11 protein-coding genes are annotated in these 12,579 nt (G+C 50.5%); 9 read left to right on the forward strand and 2 right to left on the reverse strand.

Annotated features, from left to right (window positions below):
* A partial coding sequence (locus HY879_06155) for a PD40 domain-containing protein (protein ID MBI5602919.1) occupies positions 1-431 on the reverse strand: 431 nt, incomplete at its 3' end.
* Between the two features lie 653 nt (positions 432-1,084).
* Positions 1,085-2,017: an SDR family oxidoreductase gene (locus HY879_06160; GenBank protein MBI5602920.1), complete on the reverse strand. Its 933-nt coding sequence runs from the start codon at positions 2,015-2,017 to the stop codon at positions 1,085-1,087.
* Between the two features lie 301 nt (positions 2,018-2,318).
* Between HY879_06160 and HY879_06165 the strand changes: the two genes are divergently transcribed.
* From HY879_06165 to HY879_06205, 9 genes are all read left to right on the forward strand, one after another.
* The gene (locus HY879_06165; protein MBI5602921.1) at positions 2,319-2,660 is read left to right on the forward strand and encodes a cupin domain-containing protein; all 342 of its coding nucleotides are present in this window, start codon (positions 2,319-2,321) and stop codon (positions 2,658-2,660) included.
* Positions 2,661-2,685: 25 nt separating this feature from the next.
* Entirely contained in the window at positions 2,686-3,867 is a 1,182-nt protein-coding gene (locus tag HY879_06170; GenBank protein MBI5602922.1) for a pyridoxal phosphate-dependent aminotransferase, read from the forward strand.
* Positions 3,868-3,920: 53 nt separating this feature from the next.
* Complete coding sequence (gene mnmA / locus HY879_06175; GenBank protein ID MBI5602923.1) at positions 3,921-4,973, forward strand: tRNA 2-thiouridine(34) synthase MnmA; 1,053 nt, start codon at positions 3,921-3,923, stop codon at positions 4,971-4,973.
* Positions 4,951-6,270 carry a tRNA (N(6)-L-threonylcarbamoyladenosine(37)-C(2))-methylthiotransferase MtaB gene (gene mtaB, locus HY879_06180; GenBank protein MBI5602924.1) on the forward strand — a complete coding sequence of 440 codons (1,320 nt, stop codon included), beginning with the start codon at positions 4,951-4,953 and terminating at the stop codon, positions 6,268-6,270. The genes mnmA and mtaB overlap by 23 nt, the downstream gene beginning before the upstream one ends.
* A 260-nt stretch (positions 6,271-6,530) precedes the next feature.
* Positions 6,531-6,827, forward strand: a complete 297-nt coding sequence (locus HY879_06185) for a hypothetical protein (protein MBI5602925.1) — start codon at positions 6,531-6,533, stop codon at positions 6,825-6,827.
* A gap of 190 nt (positions 6,828-7,017) precedes the next feature.
* The gene (locus HY879_06190) at positions 7,018-8,610 is read left to right on the forward strand and encodes a PAS domain S-box protein (protein ID MBI5602926.1); all 1,593 of its coding nucleotides are present in this window, start codon (positions 7,018-7,020) and stop codon (positions 8,608-8,610) included.
* A 333-nt stretch (positions 8,611-8,943) separates the two neighbouring features.
* Positions 8,944-9,756 (forward strand): ABC transporter ATP-binding protein, encoded by an 813-nt coding sequence (locus HY879_06195; GenBank protein ID MBI5602927.1) that lies wholly within the window; start codon positions 8,944-8,946, stop codon positions 9,754-9,756.
* Positions 9,740-11,692, forward strand: a complete 1,953-nt coding sequence (locus HY879_06200) for an AMP-binding protein (GenBank protein ID MBI5602928.1) — start codon at positions 9,740-9,742, stop codon at positions 11,690-11,692. The genes HY879_06195 and HY879_06200 overlap by 17 nt, the downstream gene beginning before the upstream one ends.
* A 1-nt stretch (position 11,693) precedes the next feature.
* Positions 11,694-12,578 carry a branched-chain amino acid ABC transporter permease gene (locus HY879_06205; protein ID MBI5602929.1) on the forward strand — a complete coding sequence of 295 codons (885 nt, stop codon included), beginning with the start codon at positions 11,694-11,696 and terminating at the stop codon, positions 12,576-12,578.
* Position 12,579: the final 1 nt, after the last annotated feature.

Genomic DNA, 12,579 nt, shown 5'->3' on the forward strand with positions numbered 1-12,579 from the left:
AAGATATCCATTTTGCCGTTTGTATCTCCATGTACTAAATTGGAAGCATAAGATGTAAAAGCCACAAAACGCCCATCGGTCGAGATGGATGGACTGTAAGAATGATCATTCCCCTCAGTCCCGTCCGAAGTTACCGAGATCCGGCTGATCTGTCCGGTCTGCCGGTCATGGACAAAAATATCCTCTTTGCCGTTCGTATCTCCAAGTACAAAATTGGATGCGAGAGACCTAAAAGCCACAAAACGTCCATCAGCCGAAATGGATGGATTGTTCGAATAATCATTTCCCTGACTCCCGTCCGAAGCTACCGAAACCCGGGTGGTAATCACGGCCTCTGAAGAAAAAGGAAGGAATAATCCCGAGGCCAGCAATAGAACGATCATTCCAAACCCCGGCCAGGTCATGGACGTCCTCGGCTTGCATCGATCCATAGTTACCCCCTCATCTTGGCAGATTATCGGAAAAATTTTTTTATGATATTATCTCAATTTCTGTTAGTATGTAAACATATTTCTTTTAAATAAGTAAACTTTTATACTTAAACTGAATTCCTACCCTGTTGCCGCCCCCGGGCGTGCAGGGCAAACAGGTCTGGCCGGACCGGGAGGCCGTTCTCAAGGATCATCAATAAAATGGGAGTTTTTGTATCATGTTAGCCTCTTCCAAATCGATTAAAAATCCCTATAATATTACAAACAGCGACATTTTTCTCGTCATTCCCGAATGTCTTTATCGGGAATCCAGGTTTTTCAATCCCGCCTTTGGCGGGACTGGATTCCCGTTTTCACGGGAATGACGAATGTGCGCGCTTTCGGGCTTTTTACGAACTTGTCAATATTGAATGTATTAATCGGGGATAGGAATCCAGGTCACGGGTAACCATGTAAAAACACTGGATTCCGGCTTTCGCCGGAATGACGGAATGCAGGTTCCGGCGATTTTTTACGAGATCACCAATATTGAAAAACGGAGTTTTGAGGGGTTGTGTTGCAGATCCGGTCTGGGAATGAAAGAGGTCTTATTCCGCCCCCATAAGGCCAATCTATGAGGGCGTCCCTGATCTTTTCAGAATTTTTATGTAGGATTAAGCCAAACGATTGCGGAAGTATCGGATGGCCTGCTCCAGTCCTTCATCCAATTGGACGCCGGGCACCCAGTTCAAATGATTCCAGGCTTTTTCTATGTCCGGTTTTCGCTGGATAGGGTCATCCTGGGGCAGGGGCTTAAAGACGATCGGGGCTTTTGATCCGATCATGGCTTTGACCTTTTCTGCCAATGTCAGAATGGTAAACTCATTGGGGTTGCCGAGATTGACCGGCCCGATAAACCCATCCTGTTCCATCATGGCGATCAGGCCCCTCACCAGATCGGAAATAAAACAAAAGGATCTGGTTTGCTGCCCTTCTCCATAGACGGTGATGGCCTCCCCGCGCAAGGCCTGAACGATGAAGTTGCTGACCACCCGGCCGTCGTTGACGGCCATCCTAGGGCCGTAGGTATTGAAGATGCGGACAATGCGGATATCCACGGCGTGCTGCCGGTGGTAATCCATCATCAGGGTTTCGGCCACCCGTTTCCCCTCATCATAGCAACCCCGGGGGCCGATGCAATTGACATTGCCCCAATAAGTCTCCTTTTGCGGATGGACCGAAGGGTCGCCATAGACCTCCGAGGTGGAGGCCTGAAGTATCCGGGCCTTGATGTTCTTGGCCAGGCCCAGCATATTCAAGGTTCCCATGACATTAGTCTTGATGGTCTTGACCGGATTGAACTGATAGTGGACCGGAGAAGCCGGGCAGGCCAGATTATAAATCTCATTGACCTCCAGGGTGATGGGGTTAATGATATCATGGCGGATGATTTCGAAATGGGGGTTGTCTCTCAGATGTAAAATGTTGTCTTTTGAGCCGGTAAAAAAATTGTCCAGGCAGACGACGTCATGGCCCTGACCCAATAGCGTTTCACAAAGATGGCTTCCTATAAACCCTGCCCCGCCGGTTACCAGAATCTTTTTCATTCTATTCCCCCTTCTCCGACCCTGTTAGTTTGAAAATAAAATATGTTTTATGAACAGCCGCCCCCGGCTGTTTTCCCTAATAACAGGCGAGGGCGCCTGTTCTACATAATCTTAAGCCCATTTTCATGCTTTGTCAGTGCCCCCCTGGTCCATGAGGGTTTTGTAGTTATTTCATGAGAGGTTCGTTTTGTCAAGTAGATGGTAAATTTTTACCCTTTACCGAAAGAATTTATTGTGTTATTAGATAAATATCTAAATAAAATGACCGGACATTTATGAGTGGTGGAGGTACCTTAACTTGATGGAAAAAATTTTGTTCCCCGAGATGATTGAGAAGCTACCCGATGTTGATATCAATTTCCCCGGAGTTAAAGGAAAATTGTTTCAGGGGAAGGAGATGCAGGCTGTGTTTTTTACGCTCGAAGGACCGGCGGACATTCCGCCCCATGCCCATCAGGCCCAGTGGGGGGTGATCCTGGAAGGGGAAGTTGAAATGACCATCGATGGTCAAACCAGGACATTAAAACAGGGCGACTCTTATTTCATTCCGACCGGGGCGGTACATTCGGCCCACGTCCTTTTCTCTATGAAGGCCCTGGATTTTTTTAGTGAACCGAACCGCTATCAACCCAAAGCAATTTAAGGATAGTTAACCAGAGGAGCACCTCATGGCTATTGCCCAAAAAATAAAAGGTTATATGGAAAATTCCTCATGGATACGGAAGTTGTTGGTGGAGTGTGCACGGCTCATAGCGCGGCACGGGGCGGAGAATGTCTTTGATTTCAGTCTGGGAAATCCCAATCTGGAACCGCCGGCCGCGGTGCACCAGGTCTTGGCCTCGATTATCAATCAACCCCAATCCGGTTTGCATGCCTATATGGCCAATGCCGGTTACGTGGAAACCCGAAAGGCCGTTGCCGGATTCCTATCCAGGGAACACGATCTGGCATTCAGCGAAAACGAGGTCATTATGACCTGTGGGGCCGCCGGGGCCTTGAATGTCTTACTAAAGGCTTTATTGGACCCGGGCGACGAATTAATCGTCCTGGCCCCCTATTTCGTGGAATACCTTTTTTATACCGATAATTTTCAGGGGGTCCCCCGGGTGGTTCAAACCGGACCGGATTTCTCCATCGATATAAAGGCTATCGAGCAGGCTTTGAATCCCAGGACCAAGGCCATCCTGATCAATTCCCCCAATAACCCCACCGGCAAAGTCTATGATGAAACCTCGCTCAAAAAATTAGGGGAACTTTTGGAAGGCTATGGCCAAAAACAGGGGCAGGTCATTTACCTGATCAGCGATGAACCTTACCGGAAGATCGTCTATGATCAGGTTCAGGTGCCCAGCATTTTCCAGGCCTACCGGCAAAGCATCAGTGTCACCTCCTATTCCAAGGACCTTTCCCTGCCGGGGGAGCGGATAGGCTATTTAGCCATCCATCCCCAGGCCCCGGACCGGGAAGAGCTGATGGCCGCCGCTACCTTCACCAACCGCATCCTGGGTTTTGTCAATGCCCCGGCCCTGATGCAGCGGCTTCTCCCGGCTGTTCAGGGTCTGACGGTGGATATCGGGATCTATCAAAAAAAGCGGGATCTTTTTTATCAAGGGCTGACCGGGGCCGGCTATCAGTTGGTCAAGCCCGAAGGGGCCTTCTATCTTTTCCCGCAGTCACCCATTCCCGATGACGTGGCCTTTGTCCAGGCCCTCCAGGAAGAGTTGATCCTGACCGTACCGGGTACGGGATTTGGCAAACCCGGTTATTTCCGAATCGCCTATTGCGTGCCGGACCAGACCATCGAAAAATCCCTGGCCGGGTTTGAAAAGGTTTTTAAAAAGTTCACCTAAATTCCTATACTATCCGGTTAATCCTGTAAATCCTGTCTAATGATTATTGTCTTGTGAAAACAGTCGCCGTAGCCCTGAGTGGCGGAATCGACAGCGCCCTGTCGGCCTATCTCTTGAAAAAAGAAGGGTATCGGGTTATAGGGCTCCATGCCGACTTTGGGTTTTCCCCGGAATCTCCCCTTCCCTGGCTGGAAAAGCTCTGTTCCTTTTTGGACATCCCCCTGGAGGTGCTTCCCTTAAAAGAACCTTTTCAGCAAAAAGTGGTCGATTATTTTATTTCCGAATACACCTTGGGACGGACCCCGAACCCCTGTGTGGTCTGCAACCCGACCATCAAGTTCGGGCTCATGTTTCAAAAGGCCTTAAATCTGGGGGCTGATTTTTTTGCCACCGGGCATTATGCCCGGATTGTTCCGGCCTCCTGGGGCGAAGGCCTGACTATTGCCAGAGGACGGGACAGGGGGAAGGATCAATCCTATTTTTTACACCGCCTTGAGGCTCAAAATCTCCCCCGGATTCTCTTCCCCCTCGGCGACTGGACCAAGGAAGAGGTGAAGGCCTTTGCCCGGGAAATAGGACTTCCCATGAATCCCAAAGGAGAAAGCCAGGATATCTGTTTCCTGCCTCAGGAAGGCTACCGGGAGTTTCTGCTCAAACAGGCCTCTTTAGACCTGAGCCGGTCCGGCGATGTGGTCGACCCGGAAGGGAAAAAGCTGGGAACCCATCGGGGATTATTCGCCTATACGGTCGGACAAAGAAGGGGGCTGGGAATACCGGCGGCCGAACCCTATTATGTGATCCGTCTGGAATCGGACCGCAACCGCCTGGTCATCGGCAATAAAAAGGATCTGGAATCCGCCGGCTGCCGGCTCTCTGATTTTCATTTCTTAAGCCGGCCCCCCGAAATCGACGGCCTGAAAGTTTCGGCCCAGATCCGCTACCGGCATAAACCGGCAGGGGCCATAATCCGGATTATCGATGACCGGAGGGCGGACCTCCATTTTGAAAAGCCGCAAAAGGCGGTCACACCGGGACAGGCCGCAGTGGTTTATCTGGAGGACCGATTAGTGGGAGGGGGCTGGATTGAAGAAACCTGGAAAGAATAACCCGCCGAGGGTGGCGGTCTACACCCTGGGCTGTAAGGTCAACCAGTTTGAATCCGCCTGTCTGGAGGAACGCTTTCAGGACCAGGGGTGGGAGGCCGTCCCCTTCAAAGAAAAAGCCGATCTCTATGTGATTAATAGCTGTGCCGTCACGGCCGAGGCCCAGAGACAATCGGCCCAAATGGTCCGTCAGGTCATCCGAAACCATCCGGAATCCCTGGTCGTGGCCGCCGGATGCGCGGCCCAGATCTTTCCAAAGGAGTATGAAAAAATTCCCGGGCTGGATTATATAACCGGCACTTTTAAAAAACTGGAGGCCCCCTTTAAGTTGCCCTTGCCGGGGAAAAGGCCCTTCCCACATCTTTTGCTGACCCCGGAATCGGAACACACGATAGAAGCCCAATTCCCCAGGCCGGCTCACAGGACCAGGGCCTTTGTGCGCATCCAGGAGGGCTGCAATGCCCAGTGCAGTTATTGTCTGGTGCCCCGGGCCAGGGGGCGGTCCCGGAGTCTTCCGATGAAAGATGTGTTTTCCGGAGTCGAAGTCCTCGCCGGTCAGGGGATCCAGGAACTGATCCTGACCGGCATCCACTTAGGGCAATACGGAGGAGACCTTTCTCCGGCCACCGATCTGGTTTCTCTGCTCGAAGTCCTGCTTCCAGGACACCCCGGGATTTTTATCCGTTTAAGCTCTTTGGAGCCTCAGGAAGTTTCCCCTGCCCTGCTCGGCCTTTTTAAAAAATACCCAAACCTCTGTCCTCATCTGCACATTCCCCTGCAGGCCGGTGAGGATTCCCTGCTGAAAAAAATGAATCGAACCTATTCCACGGAATTTTATGGCCGATTGATCCGGACCGTTCACCGGGAAATCCCTTATGCCGCCATCGGGGCCGACCTGATCGTCGGTTTTCCGGGAGAAGATGAAAGTCTTTTCCAAAAAACCCTGGATTTTATCTCCGGCCTGCCCTTATCCTATCTCCATATTTTCCCCTATTCCCGGAGACCCGGAACCCCGGCCGCCGATTTTCCCAATCCGGTCCCGGAAAAAATCAAAAAAGAACGGCTCCGGATTGTCAGGGCCTTGGACCGGGAAAAGAGGATAGCCTTTATGGAACGTTGCCTGGGACAGATCTTTTCGGCCCTGGTCCTGCAACCGGGCCAGGAAAAGGGCTGGGTCAAGGCCCTCACCGGAAATTATCTGACCGTTTCCATACCGGGAAGGTTTAAACAAAATGAACGGGTCAGGGTCCGGGTGGAAAAGATGGACCCGGCCGGGGGGCTGGTGGGGAAAGGGGTTTAGTTCGAAAATAACCTTCAGGGTTCGGGGGTCAGGGATCAGGGATCAGGGCTGAGTTAGAGAATAAAGTTGCAAGATGCAAGTTTCAGTTTGAAAAACCTTGAACCTATTATATTGCTTCGTGGCGTTCCAGAGGGGCATGAGGGCTTTTCCGCGGGAACCGGTTTACAACCTGGTCCAAATATTTTTATTTATTGACTTCTATTATCGGACTTCTTATAGTTTGATAAAAAACAACTTGTTAGTTATCAGGGAACTTAGAGATGGGCACACAACTGTTAATCGAATTACCGAACAAAGAAGGGGCTCAAGTAGTCTTTCATGCCCTTGAAAGTTATAAGGCCCGTCTCCAAGCCGGCATTGAACGAACCAAACGCCGATTAGGAGAATTCGAACAACGCTATCAGGTTTCCACCGATTATTTCTTGAAGCAAATGGCCGCTGAAGATTTGGCAGAGGGCGATTTGGAATATGTCGAATGGTCAGGCGAGGCTCACCTCTTGAAGAGTTTGGAAAAAGAATTTATAGAGCTGGAACATGTCCATTACAAACTTCCCTAACTCTCATTTGCCTACCAATGCCTTGATGTTCATAAAAATTTGATGTTCAGATATGACAATGCTGCCCACCGGCCCTCTTTATCCCAACCATCCCACAAACATAACACGAACGGGATAAATATTTGCCCAATCCCCAATCTTTTTCAAGTTGTTGATGAGATAATGAGAAGGGAAAAGGAAGGGGATCCTATTGGAAAAACCGGCCGGCAAGAGTAAACCGGATGAAGGGGCGCACTGGATTGAAGAACAGGACCGGGAAATCCACCGGCTCAGAGAGGTCGAACGATCGCTCCGGCGGAAAAACGAACACCTGACGGCCCTGCACGAGACTTCTCTTGGTCTGATTGACCGTCTGGACAAGGAGGAGTTACTGGAAGCCATCCTCCACCGGGCCGCCCGGTTGAGCGGCACGGAGAACGGCTTTATCTATCTCCTCGACCCCGGGGACCGGGAAATGAAAATGCGGGTCGGCATGGGATTTTTTAGAAACCAATTGGGCCGGCGTGTAAAAATGGGTGAAGGCGTGGGCGGTAAGGTCTGGGAAACCAACCAGCCTGTATTGGTCAATGATTATCATCACTGGAAGGACCGGATCAGTGATAAATCCCTCGATGTCCTCCATTCCGTGGTCGGCATTCCCTTAAAAGACGGAGAGCGGTTTCATGGGGTCATCGGATTGGCCAGTGTCAGCCCGGATAAAATATTTCAGGACGAAGACCTGTCCTTTTTAAGAAGATTCGCCGAATTGGCCCTGGTGGCTATCGATAAGGCCCGATTATATGCCGATGTCCGCCGGGAATTGGTCGAGCGGAAATTGACCGAAGAAATTTTGCGGGAGAGCGAAGAACGGTATCGTCTCCTGTTGACCTCTTCTCCCGATCCCATAGTCGTTTATACCATGAACGGGACGGCCACCTATGTCAACCCGGCCTTTGAACAGACCTTCGGATTTTCCGGTGAGGATATCAAGGGCAAACAAATCGATTTCGTCCCCCCCCAAAACCGGCTGGAAACCCGGAAGGCCATCAAAAGGATGCTCAGCGGCAAAAAGATACAACTTTTTGAGACCCGACGTCTGACCAAAGACGGCCGGATATTGGATGTCCAAATCAGCTCGACGGTTTATAAAAACCGTGACGGCCGGCCGGCCGGAAATATTGTCATCCTGCGGGATATCAGCGCCCAGAAACAGGCCGAGCAGGAATTAAAAAAATATCATGACCACCTCGAAGACCGGGTTAAAGAGCGGACGGCCGAATTGGCCAAAATCAATACCCAGCTCAAACAGGAGGTTGAAGAGCGTAAACGGGCTGAAAGGGCCTTGAGAAAAAGAGAGGTGGAACTGAAGGCCCAATCCCATCATCTGGAAGAAGTCAATACCGCCTTAAAGGTCCTTTTAAAAAAAAGGGAAGAGGATAAAAAGGAGCTTGGGGAGAATGTCCTGTCCAATGTCAAGGAACTGATCTCCCCATATATCGACCGGGTTAAAAAAAGCCGGCTCAACCCCAACCAGCAGACCCTGATCGATATCCTGGAGTCCAATCTCAATAATATCATCTCCCCCTTCATCAGCAAATTATCTTCCAAATATTTTAACTTCACCTCCATGGAAATCAAGGTCGCCAATCTGGTCAAGGAAGGCAAAACCAATAAAGACATCGCCGAGCTTCTGCTCCTGTCTAAAAACACGATTTTGTTTCACCGGCACAATATACGCAGTAAACTCAAATTGAAAAATAAAAAAATCAACCTGCGCTCCCATTTGTTGTCTTATGATGAATAGTTGTTTTTACCTGCTATTATCCTACTATTTTATAAACTTGACAGGGGCTCGAAATTTAGTTACCCATAGACCATACTTATAAACCAAACTTCCCATAATCAATGTAACTATTTTTTTTCATATATTACTTGACAAAAAAACAAATCTCTTACAAAACATATAGAAAATAGTTGCTTCATATCAACAGTTTCACATCAACAACAAACGGTACATAAGGTATCTGTTCAGATTATTGAATTTTTTCTCAGAAATTAAGTTTTATTCATCGCCTTTCCTGTTCAGGACAAGGCCCTCTTTAATAATGCCGTTTTTTTAAGGAAGGAGAATGGCCAGATGTCTTCCGATCACCTCGGGCCTGTTATGCTAAGAGTTGAGGATATCAGCATGTTTTTTGGCAAGGTGGCCGCCCTCTCCGGGGTCAGTTTTGACGTCCGACAGGGGGAGATCCATTCCATTATCGGTCCCAACGGGGCCGGTAAAACCGTTCTGCTCAATTGTATCAACGGACTGTATCACCCCCAAAAAGGGAAGATTTCCTTTGAGGAACAGGAGATCACCAAATTCACTCCCCATCATCGGGCCGAAATGGGTGTCTCGCGGACTTTTCAAAAAATCGAGCTGTTCCGGGGAATGACCGTTTTGGATAATATCCGGTTGGGCAGGCATATTCATTTGAAATCCGGGATCGTCAGCGGCACCATTTATTTTGGGAAAACGGCCCGGGAGGAGATCAAAACCCGTAAATTTATCGAAGAAGAGATCATCGACCTCCTGGAAATCGAATCGATCCGCAACAAAACCGTCGGCATGTTGCCTTACGGCCTGCAAAAGCGGGTGGAATTAGGCCGGGCCCTGGCCTTAAACCCCAAGTTGCTTCTCCTGGACGAACCCCTGGCCGGATTGAATCTGGAGGAGGTCGAGGACATGGCCCGGTTTATTCTCGATATTAACCTGGAAGAACGCTGGAAAGTTACCTGCATCCTGGTGGAACATGATATGGGGGTGGTGATGGACATCTCCGAGCGCATCTCCGTTCTCAATTTCGGTAATAAGATAACCACCGCCACCCCCACGGAGATACAGAATAATCCCCAGGTCATCGAGGCCTATCTGGGTGAGGAGGACTTATATGCCACGAGGAGATAAAGCCTATACCATCCCTTTTCAGATCACCGAAGACTTGACTTTGCCCAAGGTCCTGCTGGAAACCGCTAAAAAGTATGGGGATACCAAAGCAGCCATGCGGGAAAAGGAATTCGGGGTCTGGTGTCCCATCACCTGGAAAGACTATCTGGAAAACGTCAAACATATCGCCCTGGGTCTGGTCAGCCTGGGCCTGAAGCGGGAAGACAAGGTGGCTATGATCGGCGACAACCGTCCGGAGGGGTTATGGATGGAAATGGCCACCCTCTCCGTGGGCGGGATTGCCGTCTGGCTTTTTCAGGATTCCCTTATGGATGAAGTGGCCTACATCATCAACCATTCCGACGCTGCTTTCCTGGTGGGGGAAGGACAGGAAGAGGTGGACAAGGCCTTATCCATCCAGGATAAATGCCCCTACTTAAAAAGAATCATCTGGGATGATCCCAAGGGCATGCGGGACTATGATGATCCCATCCTGATCAGTCTGAAAGAGGTGATGCGGAAAGGGAAGGAACTGGATCAAAAAGACCCTGGCCTCTTTGAAAAGCTCGTGGCCCAGGGCAAGGCCAAGGATGTGGCTTTGCTTTTCTATACCTCCGGAACCACGGCCCTGCCCAAGGGGGTCCTTCTCTCCCACTATAATATGCTGACCATGGGCCAGAATCTGATGAAAGTCGACCCCTGCACTCCGGAAGACGATTTTGTTTCCTATCTGCCTTTTGCCTGGATCGGGGAACAGATGATGTCCATTTCGGCCGGCCTCCAGGTAGGCTATACCATCAATTTTCCCGAGGAGCCGGAGATTGCCCAGGAAAATATCCGCGAAATCGGCCCCCATGTCATGTTCGCTCCCCCCCGGATGTACGAACAGATGACCCGTTCCGTCCAAGTCAAACACCTGGACTCCACCTGGCTGAAAAGGAACCTTTTCACCCTGGCCATGAAAATCGGTTATCACGTGGCGGATTTAAAGTTTGGAAAAAAATCGATCCCTCTGGGTTGGAAATTACTGGACTTGATTTCCTATGCCCTGATATTTAAAAAACTCCGGGATCACCTGGGGCTCTCCAGGGTCCGTAATGCCTATACCGGCGGGGCGGCCATGGGGCCGGATCACTTCCGTTTCTTCCATGCCCTGGGCGTAAACCTCAAACAGATCTACGGCCAGACCGAGATTGCCGGAATCTCGGTACTCCACCGCAACGGGGATATCAAGTTTGATACGGTCGGCACCGCCATTCCCGAAACCGAGATCAAGATCACCGAAGACGGGGAGATCATTTCCAAAAGCCCCTCGGTCTTTTTAGGCTACTATAAAAACCCCGAGGCTACGGCCAAAACCCTCCAGGATGGCTGGCTTTATTCGGGCGACAAGGGATTTATCGATGAAGACGGGCACCTGGTCGTTTTCGACCGGACCAAAGATGTCATGATCTTAAACGACAAAACCATCTTCTCACCCCAGTACCTGGAAACCCGTTTAAAATTCTCCCCCTTTCTCAGGGACGCCTGGGTCATCGGCCATGAAAAGCCCTATATGACGGCCGTGGTCTGTATCGACTATGCCGTTGTCGGGAAATGGGCCGACGAAAAAAAGCTGAACTATACCAGTTATCCCGAGCTGTCCCAGAAGCAGGAGGTTTATGACCTGGTGGAAAAACAGATACGGGAGGCCAACAAAAGCCTTAAACCGGTGGCCAAGATCCACAAGTTCGTCAATCTCTATAAGGAATTCGATGCCGATGACGAAGAGCTGACCCGAACCCGGAAGCTGCGGCGGGCCTTTGTGGAAAACCGTTACAAGGACATCGTCCGGGCCTTATATGAAGATACCAACACGGTCCATATGGATACCACCATTACCTATGAGGACGGCCGGGTGGTCCACATCAAAACCGATCTCCATATCCGGAAAATACCCATTGAGGAGGGGAAATAAGATGCAGCTCTTTATTCAGGTCATTATTACCGGCATTCTGATGGGGGGAATTTATGCCCTGGTGGCTCTGGGCTGGACCCTGATCTACAAGTGTTCCGGGGTCCTCAATCTGGCCATGGGCGAACTGACTTTGATCGGGGCCTATGTGAGCCTGACCTTTTATCTCTGGGGGGTCCCCTTCATCTTGGCCCTTCTTTTTACGGTCATCATCGGTTTTATCCTGGGACTCCTCACCGAGCGGGTCTTCTTGGACAAGCTGATCGGAGAACCGGTCCTGACGGTCATCATGGTCACCGTGGGGTTGTCCTTTTTCTTCCGGGGGGTCGTCGAATTCCTGTTCGGGACCGACACGGTCATCTTTGATCCCCCAGTTTTCCCTATGGAGCCCATTGATATCGGAGGGATCATCATCGGCCAGGTTTACCTCTGGAGCTTTGTGGCCGCCATCGCCTTGCTTCTGATCTTCGTGGCCTTTTTCCAATACACCCGCTGGGGCCTGGCCATGCAGGCCACGGCCGATGACGAAATGGCCGCCCTTTCTCTTGGGGTCAGTGCCCGGTTTGTCTATGCTACGGCCTGGGGCATTGCCTTTATCGCCGCCGGCGTGGGCGGGGCCTTGTTGGGTAATATCAATGGACTGAATATTTCGGTCGGCTACCTGGGCCTGTTGGTCTTGCCGGCCGTGGTGTTGGGCGGGTTGAATTCCGTCCCCGGGGCCATCGTCGGCGGTCTCATCATCGGGGTTCTGCAGAACCTGAGCGGCGCCTATCTGGACCGCTTCACCCCCGGAGGGGTCAAGGAAATCGCTCCTTTTATCTTTATGGTCATCCTTTTATTATATAAACCCTATGGACTCTGGGGTTGGGAAAGAATAGAAAGGGTATAAG

This window comes from Deltaproteobacteria bacterium (genome assembly GCA_016219225.1).
Classification (GTDB): Bacteria; Desulfobacterota; RBG-13-43-22; order RBG-13-43-22; family RBG-13-43-22; genus RBG-13-43-22.

Excerpts from the sequence above, each read along its gene's own strand:
- HY879_06185 (MBI5602925.1), top strand. The coding sequence starts at position 6,531 with ATGGGCACACAACTGTTAATCGAATTACCGAACAAAGAAGGGGCTCAA.
- HY879_06200 (MBI5602928.1), top strand. The coding sequence starts at position 9,740 with ATGCCACGAGGAGATAAAGCCTATACCATCCCTTTTCAGATCACCGAA.
- HY879_06195 (MBI5602927.1), top strand. The coding sequence starts at position 8,944 with ATGTCTTCCGATCACCTCGGGCCTGTTATGCTAAGAGTTGAGGATATC.
- HY879_06170 (MBI5602922.1), top strand. The coding sequence starts at position 2,686 with ATGGCTATTGCCCAAAAAATAAAAGGTTATATGGAAAATTCCTCATGG.
- HY879_06205 (MBI5602929.1), top strand. The coding sequence starts at position 11,694 with ATGCAGCTCTTTATTCAGGTCATTATTACCGGCATTCTGATGGGGGGA.
- HY879_06165 (MBI5602921.1), top strand. The coding sequence starts at position 2,319 with ATGGAAAAAATTTTGTTCCCCGAGATGATTGAGAAGCTACCCGATGTT.
- HY879_06160 (MBI5602920.1), bottom strand. The coding sequence starts at position 2,017 with ATGAAAAAGATTCTGGTAACCGGCGGGGCAGGGTTTATAGGAAGCCAT.